A 16511-nucleotide genomic window follows, 5' to 3' on the forward strand; every position below is an offset into this window, starting at 1 on the left:
TCCTCAGTGCGCCGCAGCGTCCCAGCTGCGGCCGTAGCCCACGGACACCTCCAGCGGGACGTCGAGCGGGTAGGCGCCGCCCATCTTGTCGCGGGCCAGCGCTTCCAGCTGCTCCCGCTCGCCGGCCGCGACCTCGAAGAGCAGCTCGTCGTGCACCTGCAACAGGATCCGCGACCGCAGGCCCGCCTCCTTGATCGCCTTGTCGACCTCGATCATGGCCACCTTGATGATGTCGGCGGCGCTGCCCTGGATGGGCGCATTCAGCGCCGCCCGCTCGGCGGCTTCGCGTACCTGCCGGTTGCTGCTGTCGAGCTCGGGCAGGTACCGGCGGCGGCCCAGCACCGTCGAGGTGTAGCCGTCCTTGCGGGCCTGTTCGACGACGGCGTGCAGGTAGTCGCGCACCCCGCCGAACCGGGCGAAGTAGGCGTCCATCTGCTCCTTGGCCTCCTCGGTGGAGATCTTGAGCTGTTGCGACAGCCCGTAGGCGCTCAGCCCGTAGGCCAGCCCGTAGGACATGGCCTTGACCCGGCGGCGCAGCTCGCCGGTGACCTCCTCGATGGGCACCCCGAAGGCGCGGGAGGCCACGAACGAGTGCAGGTCCTCCCCCGTGTTGAAGGCTTCGATCAGCCCGGCGTCCTGGGACAGGTGGGCCATGATCCGCATCTCGATCTGGCTGTAGTCGGCGGTCATCAGCTCGGCATAACCGTCGCCGACCACGAACGCGTCGCGGATCCGCCGGCCCGCCTCGGTGCGGATCGGAATGTTCTGCAGGTTCGGCTCGGTCGACGACAATCGGCCCGTCGCCGCGATGGTTTGGTTGAAAGTGGTGTGGATGCGCCCGTCGGAGGCCACCGAGTTGAGCAGCCCGTCGACGGTGACCTTGAGCCGGGTGGCGTCCCGGTGGGCCAAAAGGTGCTGCAGGAACGGGTGGCCGGTCTTGTCGAACAGCGACTGCAGGGCATCCGCGTCGGTGGTGTAGCCGGTCTTGGTGCGTTTGGTCTTCGGCATCTGAAGCTCGTCGAAGAGCACCGCCTGCAACTGTTTTGGCGAGCCGAGGTTGATCTGCTTGCCGATCACCGCGTACGCCGCCTCGGCCGCGTCGCGGATCTGGTGGGCGAAATCGCTCTGCAACTCGCTGAGCAAGTCCAAATCGACTGCGATACCGGCGTTTTCCATTCCGGCGAGCACCCGCTGCACCGGCAGCTCCATGCCGCTCAACAGCGAGGTGGAGTTGATGCGGGCCAGTTCCTCGTCGAGCGCGTCGGCCAGATCCAGCACCGCCACCGCCCGCAGGATCAGCGTCTGCACCGCCTGGTCGTCGGTGCCGTCGGTGTCATCCAGCAGCGAAAGCTGTTGCTGCTGAGGGTTTTCCGCGCGCAGCTCGCGGCGCAGATAGCGCAGCGCCAGATCGTCGAGGGAGAAGCTGCGCTGACCGGGCCGCACCAGGTAGGCGGCCAGCGCGGTGTCGGAGGTGACGCCGGCCAGCGTCCAGCCCCGCCCGGCCAGGTCGTGCATCGCCAGCTTGGCCTCGTGCAGCGCCTTGGGCGGACCGGGGTCGGCCAGCCAGGACGCCAGCGCGGCTTCGTCGTCGGGATCCAGCGCCGAGGTGTCGATGTAGCGGCCCTCGCCGTCGGCGGAGACGATGGCCAGCGCGGTGCAGTCGGCGTCGTAGGCCAGGTGGGTGCCGGCGACGGCCAGCCCGAAGCGCTTGCCGGAGCTGTGCTCGGCCAACCACACCGCCAGTTCGCCGGCTTCCAGCGCGCCGCCGCGCACGTCGAAACCCTCGTCGACCTCAGGCTCCACCGCGGCCAGGGTTTCAAACAGCCGGTCGCGCAGCACCCGGAACTCCAGGTCGTCGAAGAGCCGGTGGATCTGGTCGCGGTCCCAGGGCTGCAGCCGCAGCGTGTCGGGCGTCTGGGCCAGCGGCACGTCCTTGATCAGATCGGTCAGCTCGCGGTTGCGGATCACGCTGGCCAGGTGTTCGCGCAGCGCGTCGCCGACCTTGCCGCGTACCGAGTCGACGTTGTCGACCAGCGCCTGCAGCGACCCGTATTCGGCGATCCACTTGGAGGCGGTCTTCTCCCCCACACCGGGAATGCCGGGCAGGTTGTCGCTGGGGTCGCCGCGCAGGGCGGCGAAGTCGGGGTACTGCTGGGGGGTCAGCCCGTATTTTTCGACGACCGCCTCGGGGGTGAAGCGGGTCAGCTCGCTGACGCCCTTGCGCGGGTAGAGCACCGTCACGTTGTCGCTGACCAACTGCAGCGAGTCGCGGTCCCCGGTGACCACCAGCACCCGGTAGCCCTCGTTCTCGGCCTGGGTGGCCAGGGTGGCGATCAGGTCGTCGGCCTCGAATCCCGGCTCGGCGAGCACCGTGATGCCCAGCGCCGCCAGGACTTCCTTGGTGATGTCGATCTGGCCGTGGAACTCGTCTGGGGACGCCGAGCGGTTGGCCTTGTATTCCGGGTAGCGATCGGAGCGAAAGGTCTGCCGGGACACGTCGAAGGCCGCGGCGATGTGGGTCGGGGCCTCGTCGCGCAGCAGGTTGATCAGCATCGCGGTGAAGCCGTAGACCGCGTTGGTGGTCAGCCCGCCGCGGGTCTTGAAGTTCTCGGCGGGCAGCGCATAGAACGCCCGGAACGCCAGCGAGTTGCCGTCCAGCAGCATCAGTGTCGGCCGGTTTTGTTCCTCGCCGGCCCCGGCGGCGGTTTTGGTGGCGGTTTTCGTCGCGGCTTTCGTGGCGGGCACGGCTCTCACTTTAGGCACCCGCTACGACGAGTTCCGCCCCGCGACCGCGCCGCCGGCAGAACTGCAACACGTTTCAGTTTTGTGCTGCCGCTGGGTACGCTGACCCGGTGCCCGAAGTCATCCGACAACAACCGGCGGTCGAGGGATGGTTCGCCACCGACGAGGCCGGCGCCCCGCACCTGATCGGCAGCAAATGCCCCCAGTGCGGCACCTACGTCTTCCCGCCCCGGGAGAACAACTGCCCCAATCCGGGTTGCGACGGCGACGCGCTGGAATCGACTCCGCTGTCCAGGCGGGGAACGCTGTGGAGCTACACCGAGAACCGCTATGCCCCGCCCCCGCCCTACCCGTCCCCGGACCCGTTCGAGCCGTTCGCCGTCGCCGCCGTGGAGTTGGCGAAGGAGGGTCTGATCGTGCTGGGCAAGGTGGTCGAGGGCACGCTGGCCGCCGACCTGAAGGTCGGCATGGAGATGGAGCTGACCACGATGCCGCTGTACACCGACGACGACGGCGTGCAGCGCATGGTGCACGCGTGGAGGCGCGCATGACAACCCCGAGCACCCCGCCCGAACCGCTCTACATCCTCGGGGCGGGCATGCACCCCTGGGGCAAGTGGGGCAACGATTTCACCGAATACGGCGTGGCGGCGGCGCGCGCGGCTCTGGCCGAAGCCGGCCTGGACTGGCGTCAGATCCAGTTGGTGGCCGGCGCCGATACCATCCGCAACGGCTACCCGGGATTCGTCGCGGGCGCGACGTTCGCCCAGAAGCTGGGATGGAACGGCGTGCCGGTCAGCTCCAGCTACGCCGCGTGCGCCAGCGGGTCGCAGGCGCTGCAGAGCGCCCGGGCACAAATCCTCGCGGGCTTCTGCGATGTGGCCCTGGTGATCGGCGCCGACACCACGCCCAAGGGCTTCTTCGCCCCGGTCGGCGGTGAGCGCAAGAACGATCCCGACTGGCAGCGGTTCCACCTGATCGGCGCTACCAACCCCGTGTACTTCGCGCTGCTGGCGCGGCGGCGGATGGACCTCTACGGCGCCACACTCGAGGACTTCGCCCAGGTGAAGGTGAAGAACTCGCGCCACGGCCTGCAGAACCCGAATGCCCGCTACCGCAAGGAGGTGTCCGTCGAGGACGTGCTGGCCAGTGCGGTGGTGGCCGACCCGCTGCGGCTGCTGGACATCTGCGCCACCTCCGACGGCGCGGCCGCGCTGGTCGTGGCCAGCGCGAAGTTCGCCCGCGAACACCTCGGCTCGCTGGCCGGTGTGCCGTCGGTGCGCGCGGTCAGCACGGTGACTCCGCGCTACCCCCAGCATCTGCCCGAATTACCGGATATCGCAACGGATTCCACGGCCGCGGTGCCCGCGCCGGATCGGGTGTTCAAGGACCAGATCATCGACGCGGCCTACGCCGAGGCCGGTGTCGCGCCCGAGGACCTGTGCCTGGCCGAGGTGTACGACCTGTCCACCGCGCTGGAGCTCGACTGGTACGAGCACCTGGGCCTGTGCCCCAAGGGTGAGGCCGAGGCGCTGCTGCGCAGCGGCGCCACCACCCTCGGCGGCCGGGTGCCGGTCAACCCGTCCGGCGGGCTGGCCTGTTTCGGCGAGGCCATTCCCGCGCAGGCGATCGCTCAGGTCTGCGAGCTGACCTGGCAACTGCGGGGTCAGGCCACCGGCCGGCAGGTGGAGAACGCCACGGTCGGCATCACCGCCAACCAGGGCCTGTTCGGCCACGGCTCGTCGGTGATCGTCGCGCGATAGGGATTGCCGGCGGCGCGGGCTTCGAGTGTGAAGCCTGGGCTTCGAGTGTGAAGCCTGGGCGAGCCCCCTCGGCGTGTCGTCGCCAACGATGCACACTCAACGCCAACGATTCACACTCGACGGCGGCGGGCTACTCCTTGGGCGTGCCCAGCGTCTCCAGCACCACCTCGGCCACCCGCTTCATCGTGGTCCGCCGGTCCATCGCGGCACGCTGGATCCACTTGAACGCCTCGGGCTCGGTCATGCCCTGCTCGGTCTGCAGCAGGCCCTTGGCCCGCTCCACCAGCTTGCGGGTCTCCAGCCGCTCGGACAGCGTGGCGACCTCGCGTTCCAGCTCGGCGATCTCGCTGAACCGGCTGACGGCCAATTCGATCGCCGGGATCAGGTCGCTGATGGTGAACGGCTTGACCAGGTAGGCCATCGCCCCGGCGTCGCGGGCGCGCTCCACCAGATCGCGCTGACTGAACGCGGTCAGCACGACGATCGGCGCGATGCGCTTGCTGGCGATCTCGGAGGCCGCGTCGATCCCGTCGCGGCGCGGCATCTTGACGTCCATGATCACCAGGTCCGGGCGATAGCGCTCGGCCAGCTCGACGGCTTCCTGCCCGTCGCCGGCCTCCCCGACGATCTCGTACCCCTCCTCCCGGAGCATCTCGGCGAGATCCAGTCGAATGAGCGCTTCGTCTTCAGCGATCAGGACCCGGCGCGGCACAGCAGCGTCGGTGTCGGTCGTGGGGCCTGTCATGACGGACATTGTGTCGTGAACGCCTCAGACCAGCGAGCGCGGGGGCGGTGTGACGGGTGAGGACACCAAATCCTCTAAGGTGGTAGGCCGATAAGCCCTCGTATCCCAACTGGCAGAGGAAACGGATTCAAAACCCGTACAGTGTGAGTTCGAATCTCACCGAGGGCACCACCGCTACCCGCCGCACGCCGCCGGTCCGCGGCGTCCGGAATTTGCATTCATCCGATCCCACGGTCTGCGAAATCGACCAAATACCGACCATGGGTATGAAATAAGCGCAATTTTTAAACCTGGCGCCACCAAAAGCTCGAATTCGTCGCATTCCGGCGAAATAGCTGAGGCGCGACAAATGAATTCATCAAATCCTTTCGCCGGGACCCTCGAAAACACCGGCCGGGCTGGCGCGCAGACCCCTCGACAGCGCGGTCGCAGCCCAGTGGTGGGCACCGATCGAGACGGGCAGCCGAGTCAGCCGCCGATAGAACCGGTGACGCAAACCTGGTTTGCCGCAGACACATTCAGCCCCGGCGTATCGTTGCCGATCGAATCGCCGGCCACCCGAAGCAGCCAACTCGGCTGACCGCACGCGGCGCTGCAGCCGCCCATCAGCACCGCGGTGAGAACAAGGATTAACGCAAAAACGAATCTTTTTAGACCCGCCATCAGGCACCCCTTGGTCGAGGCGAACGCACGTCCGACACAGCCGTCGAACATGTGTCAGATAACCCAAACGAATGACGCGCAAACCCGATTACAACCCGATAACGAAAGTCGTATCAGACTTGGGAAACTTACGGGGGCGAAAACGGCGATATTCGTCCGACAGTCGACAAGATTGCCTGCTCAGCGGTTAGGCTTGCTGCGTGGCGGCCAAGAGTTGTGGTGCCGCACCGCTATGGCCAAACGGCTCGTCGAAGCGCCCGGACTGTGTGGCCGCGGCGCGGGCCCAGTCGCGTGCCCGCAACCAGCACTACGCCGACAGCGCCGCGCGCCAGTCCCGGGTACTTGCCATTGCCGCGTGGCTGGCCGTGTTGGTCTGCGCCGACTTCATCCTTCTGCAAGTGGTCACCGGGGCGTGGACCTGGCAGATCGTTTCGCTCAACGTCGTCGCCGCGTTGATTTTCGCGATCGTCCCGTGGCTGCACCGGTTCGGTGACCTGGTCGCCCCGCTGACCTTCCTCGGCGCGGCCTATGTCACCGTCTTCGTCAGCTGCTGGGACGTCGGCACGGCATCGGGCGGGCAGTACTTCTTCCTGGTGGGCGCCTGCCTGGTGCTGCTGGTGATGGGCATCGAACACACCGTGCTCGCGGCCGTCCTGGCCGCGATCGGTGCCGGGCTGGTGATCGCCGTCGAGTTCGCCTTTCCCCGCGACACCGGGCTGCAGCCGGCCTGGGCGCAGTCGATGTCCTTCGTGGTGACCATCGTCTCGGCCTGCATCATGGTCTTCGTCGCGGTGTGGTTCGCGCTGCGCGACACCCAGCGCGCCGAGGCGGTGATGGAGTCGGAGTACCAACGCTCAGAAGCGCTGCTGGCCAACATGTTGCCGGGCAGCATCGCCGAGCGGCTGAAGCACTCCGACGGCGACATCATCGCCGACAAATACGACGACGCCTCGGTGTTGTTCGCCGATATCGTCGGGTTCACCGAACGCGCCAGCGGCACCGCCCCGGCCGACCTGGTGCGGTTCCTGAACCGGCTCTACATCGCCTTCGACGAGTTGGTGGACAAACACGGCCTGGAGAAGATCAAGGTCAGCGGCGACTCCTACATGGTGGTCAGCGGCGTGCCGCGGGTCCGGCCGGACCACGCCGCCGCTCTCGCCGACTTCGCCCTCGACATGGTCAAAGTTGCTGCGGCACTGAAGGATCCGTACGGCCGACCGGTGCCGCTGCGGGTGGGGATGGCCTGTGGACCGGTGGTCGCGGGTGTGGTGGGCTCGCGCCGGTTCTTCTACGACGTGTGGGGCGACGCGGTCAACGTGGCGTCACGGATGGAATCCACCGACTCGGTGGGCCGCATCCAGGTACCCGAGACGATGTACGAGCGGCTCGCGCCCGAATTCGTGCTGCAGGAACGCGGCCGCATCGAGGTCAAGGGCAAGGGTGTGATGCGCACCTGGTATCTGATCGGCCGCAAGCCGGCCGAGGCGCCCACCGATCTGGTTACCGAGCAACCACACACCGCGCACGTCTGACCAAAGTCCCTGTACCACGGCCAGCGTTTGTGCCAGACTGCGGCCATGACTATGTCCCCTGGCTCCCCTGTTCCAAGCTTGCTGCCGCATCTGTGGAAATCCGCTCTGCTGTCGGGAATTCTGTCGCTTGCCCTCGGTGTCCTGGTGCTGGTGTGGCCGGGAATCTCCATCCTGGTCGCCGCAGTCGCCTTCGGCGTCTATCTGCTCATCACCGGTATCGCCCAGGTGGTATTCGCCTTCTCGCTGCATGTTTCGGCGGGAAGCCGGGTGCTGTTGTTCATCAGCGGCGCCGCCTCGCTGATTCTGGCGCTGCTGGCGTTCCGCCATTTCGGCCAGGGCTACGCAATTCTGCTGCTGGCCATCTGGATTGGTATCGGGTTCATCTTCCGCGGCGTGGCCACCACGATCTCGGCGGTCAGCGACCCGAACCTGCCGGGCCGGGGCTGGAACATCTTCCTCGGGGTGATCAGCCTGCTGGCCGGCATCGTCGTGCTGGCCTCGCCGTTCGAATCCATTGTCACGCTGGCGATTGTGGTGGGCGCGTGGTTCGTGGTCATCGGGGTGTTCGAGATCATCTCCTCGTTCGGCATCCGCAAGGCGTCCAAGACCCTCGCCGGCTGAGGCCGGCCGGTAGCGGAGGCCCGGGCCTATCTACTACACTCTGTCGTAGCCGTTGGTTCGGGCCTCCGCAGTTCGGGAGATGACGGATGAATGTCGTCGATATTTCGCGGTGGCAGTTCGGTATTGTCACCGTCTACCACTTCATCTTCGTGCCGCTCACCATCGGTTTGGCCCCGCTGCTGGCCATCATGCAGACGGCGTGGGTGGCCACCGGGAACACCGCCTGGTACCGGTTGACCAAATTCTTCGGCAAGCTGTTTCTGATCAACTTCGCCATCGGCGTGGCCACCGGGATCGTCCAGGAATTCCAGTTCGGCATGAACTGGAGCGAGTACTCGCGGTTCGTCGGTGACATCTTCGGTGCGCCGCTGGCGATGGAGGGACTGTTCGCGTTCTTTTTCGAATCCACCTTCATCGGCCTGTGGATCTTCGGCTGGGGCCGACTGCCCAAGCTGATTCACTTGGCGTGCATCTGGATCGTGGCCATCGGCGTCAACGCGTCGGCCTTCTTCATCATCGCCGCGAACTCCTTCATGCAGCATCCGGTCGGCGCGCACTACAACCCGGCGACGCGGCGTGCCGAGCTGGACGACATCTTCGCGCTGCTGTCGAACAACACTGCGCAGGCGGCGTTTTCACACACCGTGACCGGAGCGTTGCTGACGGCGGGCACCTTCGTCGCCGCCGTCAGCGCCTGGTGGATGGTGCGCTCCCGCGCCGGCGGATCCACCACGCCCGCCGCGGAAACCGAGGCCCGCACCATGTTTCGTCCGGCGGCCATCCTGGGCTGCGGGGTCGTGTTACTGGCCACCGTCGCCCTGTTCTTCACCGGTGACCGCCAGGGCAAGCTGATGTTCGTCCAGCAGCCGATGAAGATGGCGTCGGCAGAATCGTTGTGCCACACCCAAACCGACCCCGACTTCTCGGTGCTGACCATCGGCACCCACAACAACTGCGGCAGCGTCACCGAAGTGATCAAGGTGCACTACGTGCTGCCGTGGCTGGCCGAGGGCCGGTTCAGCGGCGTGACGCTGCGCGGGGTGAACGAGCTGCAGCAGCAGTACCAGCAGCGCTTCGGCCCCGACGACTACCGGCCGAATCTGTTCGTCACCTATTGGTCGTTCCGGCTGATGATCGGATTCCTGGCGATCCCGGTGTTGTTCGCGCTGACCGTGCTGTGGGTGACCCGCCGCGGGCGCACACCGCGGCAACGCTGGATATCGTGGTTCGCGCTGCTGACCATTCCCACCCCCTTCCTGGCCAACATCGCGGGGTGGGTGTTCACCGAAATGGGGCGCCAGCCCTGGGTGGTGGTGCCGAACCCGACCGGCGACCAGGCGGTCCGGATGACGGTCCGCGAGGGCGTGTCCAACCATGTGCCCGGCATGGTGATCACGTCGCTGGTGACCTTCACCCTCGTCTACGCGGTGCTGGCGGTGGTCTGGTTCTTTCTGCTCAAGCGCTACACCGTCGAGGGTCCGTTGGAACACGACGCGGAACCCGCTCCGCCGCGGGCACCCAGCGATGACGAGGTGGCGCCGCTGTCCTTCGCCTACTGACGGGGCACACCTACCACATAAGGAGCTGAACCGATGGGACTGCAAGAGGTGTGGTTCGGCATCATCGGGATGCTGTTCCTGGGTTTCTTCATCCTGGAGGGCTTCGACTTCGGGGTGGGCATGTTGATGGAACCGTTCGCCCGGGTCGGAATCGGTGAGCCAGAACCGTTGCGCCGCACCGCACTCAACACCATCGGCCCGGTGTGGGACGGCAACGAGGTGTGGTTGATCGTCGGCGGCGCGGCCATGTTCGCGGCCTTTCCCGGCTGGTACGCCACCGTGTTCTCCACGCTGTACCTGCCACTGTTGGCGATCCTGTTCGGGATGATCCTGCGCGCCGTGGCGATCGAGTGGCGCGGCAAGATCGACGACACCAAGTGGCGCGGCTGGGCCGATTTCGGCATCGCCGCCGGGTCGTGGCTGCCGGCGGTGCTGTGGGGGGTGGCGTTCGCCGTCCTGGTCCGCGGGCTGCCGGTGGACGCCGACGGCCACATCCACCTCTCCGTCACCGACGTGCTCAACCCCTACACGCTGTTGGGTGGCCTGGCCACCGCCGGGCTGTTCCTGTTGTACGGGGCGGTGTTCGTGGCGTTGAAAACGTCCGGTGCGATCCGCGACGACGCCTACCGCTTCGCCGTCTGGCTTTCGCTTCCGGTGACGGGACTGGTTGCGGGCTTTGGGCTTTGGACCCAGCTCGGCTACGGCAAGAACTGGACCTGGCTGGTGCTCGCGGTGGCGGTGGTGGCGCAAGTGGCGGCGGTGCTGTTGGTGTGGCGGCGCGCGTCCGACGGCTGGGCGTTCACCTGCCTCGCGCTGGTGGTCGCCGCCGTGGTGATCCTGCTCTTCGGCGCGCTGTATCCGAACCTGGTGCCGTCCACACTGGACAGCCGGTGGAGCCTGACCATCTACAACGCGTCCTCGACGCATTACACCCTCAAGGTCATGACGTGGGTAACGGCGATCATGGCCCCGGTGACGGTGGTGTACCAGGCGTGGACGTATTGGGTGTTCCGGCAACGGCTTTCGGCCGACCGGATCCCGGCGCCCGTCGGGCTGACAAGGCGCCCGTCCTGAGCGGTGAACACGGCACCAGCCGGGCGCCGCTGGACCCGAGACTGTGGCGGTCCTCGAGGCCGGTGCGCCGCTACCTGGTGGCGGCGGTGGGCTGCGGGGTGCTGATCTCGGGCTGCGCGATCGGCTCGGCCGTTGTGCTGGCCGGCATCGTCGCGCGCGTCGTCGGCGATACCTCCGCCGGCGGGATGCGCTCCTGGCCGGCGCCGCTGTCAATCCTGTTGGCGCTGTGGGCCGTCCGGGCGGTGGCGCATTGGCTGCAGGCCCGGCTGGGGCAGCGGGGAGCCAGCGCGGTGATCGCCGATCTGTCCGGGCAGGTGCTCGCCGCGGTCACCGCCCGCCCGCCCGCCGAGTTGGCCGCGCAACGCGACGAAGCGGCGGTGGTGGTCACCCGCGGCCTGGACGGGCTGCGGCCCTACTTCACCGGATACCTGCCGACGCTGATGCTGGCCGCCATCCTGACCCCGGCCACCGTGGCGGTGATCGCGGCCTACGACGTGAAATCCACCGTGATCGTGGCGATCACGCTGCCGCTGATCCCGATCTTCATGGTGCTGATCGGGCTGGCGACCCGTGACCGCTCCGCGGCGGCGCTGGCCGCGATGACCACCCTGCAGGCTCGGCTGCTCGACCTGATCGCCGGCATCCCCACCCTGCGCGCGCTGGGACGAAGCTCGGGTCCCGACCGGCGCATCGCCGAACTCGCTGCCGCGCACCGCCGCTCGGCGATGGCGACGCTGCGGATCGCCTTCCTGTCGGCGCTGGTGCTGGAATTGCTGGCCACGCTGGGGGTGGCGCTGATCGCCGTCGGCATCGGCCTGCGTCTGGTGTTCGGCGAGATGACACTGGCCGCCGGTTTGACGGTGTTGCTGCTGGCGCCGGACGTGTACTGGCCGCTGCGCCGCATCGGTGTGGAATTCCATGCCGCTCAAGACGGAAGAACCGCCGCCGGCGCGGCGTTCGCCCTCATCGGCGAGCCGGGCGGGCCGAGCGCCGCGAAGGTTCGCACCCGCACCGTCACCGCCCGCGGCGCGCCGATCCGTCTGGAACACCTCAGCGTGGCGGGTCGCGACGGCCAGGCGCCCTGCGACCTGAGCGCGGTGATCGAACCCGGCGCGGTGACCGTGCTGACCGGGCGCAACGGCGCCGGCAAGAGCACCACGCTGCAGGCGATTGCCGGCATCACGGCGCCGTCGTCGGGCCGGGTCACCGTGCGCGGTGTCGACGTCGCCGACCTGGCGCCGCGCGGGTGGTGGGCGCAGTTGTCCTGGCTGCCGCAGCGCCCGGTGCTGGTGCCGGGCACCGTCGACGACAACCTGCGGCTGTTCGGCGAACTCGACGACATCGAAACCGCCTGTGCCATCGCGGGTTTCGACACTGTGCTGGCCGAGCTGCCCGATGCGGGCGCCACCCTGCTGGGCCGCGGCGGAGTCGGCCTGTCCCTGGGTCAGCGGCAGCGGCTGGGCCTTGCCCGCGCGCTCGGATCGCGGGCCGCCGTGCTGCTGCTCGACGAGCCGACCGCGCACCTGGACGCGGGCACCGAAGAACGCGTGTTGCGGGCTGTCGTCGAACGGGCCCGCGCCGGCGCCACCGTCGTCGTGGTGGGGCACCGCGAGCCGGTCCTGGCCATCGGCGACCGGGTGGTCGCGGTGTCCGCCGACCGTGGAGCACGTTGTGCCGCGGCCTGATTCGTTCGCGTCCGCCTCCAGCGGCAGGCCGCTGCTGGCGGCCGCGGGCCTGCTGTCGCCCCGGCTGCCGCGCCTCGCCGCGGCGATCATGCTGGGGGTGCTGTCGCTGGGCAGCGCGCTGGCGTTGGCCGGGGTGTCCGCGTGGCTGATCACCCGCGCCTGGCAGATGCCGCCGGTGCTGGACCTGTCCGTCGCCGCGGTCGCGGTGCGGATGTTCGCGATCTCCCGCGGCGTGCTGCACTACTGCGAGCGACTGGTCACCCACGACACGGCCCTGCGGGCGGCCGGCGCCGCGCGGGTGGCGGTATACCAGCGGCTGACGCGCGGCGGCGCGGCGGCCGCCGTCCGGCTGCACAGCGGCGAGCTGGTGGCCCGGGTGGGCGCCGATGTCGACGAACTGGCCAACGTGCTGGTGCGCGCACTGGTGCCGATGGGTGTGGCGGCGGTGCTGGCGGTGGCGGCGACCGCGGTCGTCGCCGCGATCTCACCGGCGGCGGGCGGGGCATTGGCGATCTGCCTGCTGGTCGCCGGCTTCGTCGCGCCCCGCCTGGCGGGCCGGGCCGCCGCGACTCAGGAAGACATTGCGCGCCAACAGCATTCGCAGCGCGACAGCGCGGCGATGCTGGCGCTCGAACACGCCCCCGAGCTGCGCATCGCCGGTCTGCTGCCCGACGTCATCGCCGAATCGCAACGCCGCCAACGGGCGTGGGGCGCCGCCCTGGACGCGGCGGGCAAGCCGGCCGCCGTGGCCGAGGCGATGCCCACCGCGGCGATCGGGGCCAGCGTGCTGGGCGCGGTGGTGGCCGCCATCGGCATGGCGCACGCCGTCGCGCCCACCACCCTGGCGGTCCTGATGTTGCTGCCGCTGTCCGCATTCGAGGCGATGACGCCGCTGCCGGCCGCCGCCGTCCAGTTGACCCGGTCACGGATCGCCGCGCGCCGCCTGCTCGAGCTCACCGCGACAGAACCCCCGCGGCCGGCCGGGTCCGCACCCCGGCCGACGGGCCCGGGCCGGCTGACCGCCGACATCCAGTCCGGTCACGACGGCGCGGCCCGCGAGTCCCGCGTGACGCTGGACCTGCCGCCGGGGGCGCGGCTGGCCGTCACCGGCGCCAGCGGCTGCGGAAAGACGACGCTGCTGATGACGCTGGCCGGTCTGCTGCCGCCGCTGCAGGGACAGGTGGTGCTGGACGGCGTCGCGTTGAGCGAGCTCGATGAACGCGAGTTAGCAAGGGCCATCGTCTTTTTCGCCGAGGACGCGCATGTCTTCGCCACCACCGTCCGGGACAACCTGCTGGTGGCCCGCGGCGACTGCCCCGACGACGAACTGACCGACGCGCTGGGGGCGGTCGGGCTGGGCGACTGGCTGGCCGGGTTGCCCGACGGCCTGTCCACGGTGTTGACCGGTGGCGCGCAGGCGATTTCGGCGGGCCAGCGGCGCAGGCTGTTGCTGGCCCGCGCGGTGATCTCCCCCGCCCGCATCGTGCTGCTCGACGAGCCCACCGAGCACCTCGACGCCGGCGACGCCGAGCGGCTGCTGCGCGACCTGCTGGCGCCGGATTCGCGGCTGCTGTCCCCGCCGCGCACCGTGGTGGTGGCCACCCATCACCTGCCGGAGGGAATCGGCTGTCGCGAACTTCGCGTCGATCGGGGCCCGGCCGCCGGCTAGCGATGCCTACAGGTGCCGGCGGCGCGGCAGGAATTCCAGCGACAACAGCACGAACAGCAGCGGGACGATCTGGGTCATGGAGATCACCGCGTAGCGCCGCCCGTCCAGTGCATGCCACTTGCGCACGTACCGGTACAGCGACTCCAGCGCGATCAACGGGTCGAGCACGTGGGTCAACCGGTAGAAGATGCGCCGGGTCCAGCCGCGGTTCTTGTCCTCGAAGATCTCCGGGAACGCGGCGAAGGCCAGCGATACCCGTTGCGCCCCACGGTCTTTGCCGGCCATGACAATGTCGACGCTGAGCCGCTCGTCGAGTCCGTTGGGGGCGCCGCGGCGCCGCCACGGCACGTCGAGGGTGATGTCGCTGCCGCCGCCGGCGGTGGCGTAGCGGTGAAACGCCTGCACCTTGCCCGTCGCGTCCCTGGCTATGATCAACAAGATTCCGGGGAACCGCCCTTCGAGCACCCCGTCGAGGTTCATGTGGAAGCCGCGATCGGCGTGGGCCCCCTTGGACGACTCCCGCACCACCTCGGTCAGCTCGGCCAGCAGCTCGTCGCTGAGTTCCTGCTCGGCGACGATTTCGGTTGTGACGCCGCAGTTGTGGGTGCGTTTGACGGCCTGACGCAGGTTGCGGAACTTGCGGCCGACCATGTCGAAGCTGCTCACGTCGACGACCACGTCGCGCCCGATCGGTATGGGCCGCAACGTTTGTCCCAGGACCGCCGAGTCCTTCCACAACTCGAGGCGCCGCTCGCTGCAGCCCACCACGGCGATGCGCCATCCGTGGGCGTGGCAGGTGGCGGCGAAATCGGCGACCAGTTCCGGGAAGTGGGCCTCGTCGCCGATCGGGTCCCCGCTGACCACCGCGATCCCCAGCCGCGTCCGGTAGGCCAGCGCGGCGCTGCCGTCGGCGCTGAAGTGGTAGCTCTTGCCGGTCTGCATGGTGAACGGCGCCAGCGCGTCGTCGCGGGTGGCGTTGATCAGCTCCCATATTCGCGGCAGGTCGGCGGGCCGCGGGTGCGACGACGTCGGCCACATCAACACCGTTCCCGAGCCGGCGATCAGCACGTCGCCCAGCAGGTCGAAGGACAACACGTGCAGCCCCAGCCCCGCCAGCACGAAAAAGGCGGCGACGGCGGCGTGCATCGTCGTCACCGGCCGGCCCAGGAAGATCCCGCGCGCGATCCAGGCCACGGCGACCAGGACGGTCAGCGACCAGGCCAGCCGATCGGCGTAGTGCCAACTCGGATTGCTGTGGTGGTGCACGAGGATCTGGATCAACCAGCACGCCGCGCAGAACAGTGCCAGGGCTCCGATCAGCCGGGCCGCCCGCGAATCGGCGGAAACCACAACGCGTTCCCCCGCGCGCGGTTTGGTTGCGACGTCCACCACCGGCCCGTTCACCCTCACCTCCCGATGCGCTGACAACAGCCGGGCGGCTGTGCGCCGCCTCTGCACCGAATACCCGGCACCGTCAAAATTACGCCCGAGCCGGCTCGTATCGGCCGGTTTCGGGCCGATATCCTGCAGCTTTTGCGTAACGGTTTACCGGCGGGCGGAGGGAAAGTATTTCAGCACACCCTCCTGCACGACGGTGGCCAGCGGTTGCCCGGACCGGTCGAAGAAATGCCCGGTGCCCAGCCCGCGCGAATCCGCGGCCACCGGCGACGACGTGGAGTACAGCACCCAGTCGCTGAAGTCGACCTGACGGTGAAACCAGATGGAATGGTTGGCCGAGGCGGCGAAAATGCGGTCGAATCCCCAGGAAAGACCGTGCGTGGTGATGACGGAGTCCAGCACCGTGGTGTCCGAGGAGTACACCATGGTCGCGGTGTGCAGGACCGGGTCGTCGGGAAGCTTGCCCAGCGCCTTGACCCAGACCCGATTGTGGGGCAGCCGCTCCCCTTTCGTCCGCATCACCCACGCCGGGTCGTTGGTGTAGCGCCATTCGATGGGCTGCAGCGCGTTGACGAAGTGCGGCACGGTCTCTTCGTAGCCGCGCAGCAGTTCGCCGATCGTGGGTTGGGTCTCCGGGTCGGCCACCCGTGGCGGGTCGACGCCGTGCTCGAGTCCGCGGCCACCGGCCATGTAGGAGATCAGTGCCGAGGACAGCAGCGTGCCGTCCTGCACCGCGTCGACGCGGCGGTTGGCGAACCGCCGCTCGTCGCGCAGCCGGGTGACGCGGTATTCGATATCCTTGCCGGTGTCGCCGCCGTTGATGAAATGCACCGAGAGCGCGCTGGGGGGCAGGTCGTCGCGAATCAGGCTGCGGCTGCTGGCCACAAACGACTGCGACATGAGCTGTCCGCCGAACGTTCGCATCGGATTCTTGCTGGGATGCGATCCGACGAACAGATCGTCGGCGACGCGCCGGAGGTCCAGCGTCGCCAGCAGCTCCTCGAAGTCGGCCGTGGTGTTCGGCTCCTGGGATTCAGCGCCGGCTGGCACGAGTTCTCCTC

At 68.6% G+C, this 16511-nt stretch carries 12 protein-coding genes, 1 tRNA gene and 1 pseudogene; 9 read left to right on the forward strand and 5 right to left on the reverse strand.

Going from position 1 to position 16511, the window contains the following annotated elements; all coding sequences use genetic code 11:
* Window positions 1-3: 3 nt before the first annotated feature.
* Window positions 4-2664: a DNA polymerase I gene (polA, locus tag NF20_RS08200; RefSeq protein WP_162291300.1), complete on the reverse strand. Its 2661-nt coding sequence runs from the start codon at window positions 2662-2664 to the stop codon at window positions 4-6.
* A gap of 188 nt (window positions 2665-2852) precedes the next feature.
* Here polA and NF20_RS08205 point away from each other — a divergent pair, with 188 nt between their 5' ends.
* Both NF20_RS08205 and NF20_RS08210 read left to right on the forward strand, forming a co-directional pair.
* Window positions 2853-3293, forward strand: a complete 441-nt coding sequence (locus NF20_RS08205; RefSeq protein WP_003876233.1) for a Zn-ribbon domain-containing OB-fold protein — start codon at window positions 2853-2855, stop codon at window positions 3291-3293.
* Window positions 3290-4504, forward strand: a complete 1215-nt coding sequence (locus tag NF20_RS08210; RefSeq protein ID WP_033711527.1) for a lipid-transfer protein — start codon at window positions 3290-3292, stop codon at window positions 4502-4504. The genes NF20_RS08205 and NF20_RS08210 overlap by 4 nt, the downstream gene beginning before the upstream one ends.
* A 130-nt stretch (window positions 4505-4634) precedes the next feature.
* On the opposite strand, the gene NF20_RS08215 is transcribed toward NF20_RS08210, so the two are convergent.
* Window positions 4635-5249 carry an ANTAR domain-containing response regulator gene (locus NF20_RS08215; protein ID WP_031348925.1) on the reverse strand — a complete coding sequence of 205 codons (615 nt, stop codon included), beginning with the start codon at window positions 5247-5249 and terminating at the stop codon, window positions 4635-4637.
* A gap of 94 nt (window positions 5250-5343) precedes the next feature.
* Here NF20_RS08215 and NF20_RS08220 point away from each other — a divergent pair.
* Window positions 5344-5420, forward strand: a tRNA-Leu gene (locus NF20_RS08220).
* Between the two features lie 297 nt (window positions 5421-5717).
* Here NF20_RS08220 and NF20_RS27135 read toward each other — a convergent pair.
* Entirely contained in the window at window positions 5718-5963 is a 246-nt protein-coding gene (locus NF20_RS27135; protein ID WP_080555747.1) for a hypothetical protein, read from the reverse strand.
* Window positions 5964-6112: 149 nt separating this feature from the next.
* Between NF20_RS27135 and NF20_RS08225 the strand changes: the two genes are divergently transcribed.
* The 6 genes and pseudogenes from NF20_RS08225 to cydC all read left to right on the forward strand — a co-directional run bounded on the left by NF20_RS08225 (window position 6113) and on the right by cydC (window position 14146).
* Window positions 6113-7444 (forward strand): adenylate/guanylate cyclase domain-containing protein, encoded by a 1332-nt coding sequence (locus NF20_RS08225; protein ID WP_019732274.1) that lies wholly within the window; start codon window positions 6113-6115, stop codon window positions 7442-7444.
* 27 nt (window positions 7445-7471) lie between these two features.
* A complete protein-coding gene (locus tag NF20_RS08230; RefSeq protein WP_010949157.1) occupies window positions 7472-8065 on the forward strand; it encodes an HdeD family acid-resistance protein in 594 nt (197 codons plus the stop codon).
* Between the two features lie 86 nt (window positions 8066-8151).
* Window positions 8152-9624: a cytochrome ubiquinol oxidase subunit I gene (locus NF20_RS08235; protein WP_019732275.1), complete on the forward strand. Its 1473-nt coding sequence runs from the start codon at window positions 8152-8154 to the stop codon at window positions 9622-9624.
* A 33-nt stretch (window positions 9625-9657) separates the two neighbouring features.
* Window positions 9658-10698: a cytochrome d ubiquinol oxidase subunit II gene (gene cydB / locus NF20_RS08240; protein WP_003877743.1), complete on the forward strand. Its 1041-nt coding sequence runs from the start codon at window positions 9658-9660 to the stop codon at window positions 10696-10698.
* 86 nt (window positions 10699-10784) lie between these two features.
* Window positions 10785-12383: a thiol reductant ABC exporter subunit CydD gene (cydD, locus tag NF20_RS08245; RefSeq protein WP_033711526.1), complete on the forward strand. Its 1599-nt coding sequence runs from the start codon at window positions 10785-10787 to the stop codon at window positions 12381-12383.
* Window positions 12370-14146 (forward strand): annotated as a pseudogene (cydC, locus tag NF20_RS08250) (thiol reductant ABC exporter subunit CydC). The gene cydD and the pseudogene cydC overlap by 14 nt, the downstream one beginning before the upstream one ends.
* Here cydC and NF20_RS08255 read toward each other — a convergent pair.
* The gene (locus NF20_RS08255; RefSeq protein ID WP_033711490.1) at window positions 14059-15456 is read right to left on the reverse strand and encodes a bifunctional lysylphosphatidylglycerol flippase/synthetase MprF; all 1398 of its coding nucleotides are present in this window, start codon (window positions 15454-15456) and stop codon (window positions 14059-14061) included. The pseudogene cydC and the gene NF20_RS08255 sit on opposite strands and share 88 nt — an antisense overlap.
* Before the next feature lie 141 nt (window positions 15457-15597).
* Window positions 15598-16500 carry an acyl-CoA thioesterase II gene (locus tag NF20_RS08260; RefSeq protein ID WP_033711489.1) on the reverse strand — a complete coding sequence of 301 codons (903 nt, stop codon included), beginning with the start codon at window positions 16498-16500 and terminating at the stop codon, window positions 15598-15600.
* Window positions 16501-16511: the final 11 nt, after the last annotated feature.

The sequence above is a fragment of the Mycobacterium sp. MAC_080597_8934 genome, assembly GCF_000523975.1.
Classification (GTDB): Bacteria; Actinomycetota; Actinomycetes; order Mycobacteriales; family Mycobacteriaceae; genus Mycobacterium; species Mycobacterium avium.

Bases quoted from the DNA above. Each gene is read 5' to 3' on its own strand.
- polA (WP_162291300.1), bottom strand. From the start codon at position 2,664: ATGCTGCTGGACGGCAACTCGCTGGCGTTCCGGGCGTTCTATGCGCTG.
- NF20_RS08210 (WP_033711527.1), top strand. From the start codon at position 3,290: ATGACAACCCCGAGCACCCCGCCCGAACCGCTCTACATCCTCGGGGCG.
- NF20_RS08215 (WP_031348925.1), bottom strand. From the start codon at position 5,249: ATGACAGGCCCCACGACCGACACCGACGCTGCTGTGCCGCGCCGGGTC.
- NF20_RS27135 (WP_080555747.1), bottom strand. From the start codon at position 5,963: ATGTTCGACGGCTGTGTCGGACGTGCGTTCGCCTCGACCAAGGGGTGC.
- NF20_RS08235 (WP_019732275.1), top strand. From the start codon at position 8,152: ATGAATGTCGTCGATATTTCGCGGTGGCAGTTCGGTATTGTCACCGTC.
- cydB (WP_003877743.1), top strand. From the start codon at position 9,658: ATGGGACTGCAAGAGGTGTGGTTCGGCATCATCGGGATGCTGTTCCTG.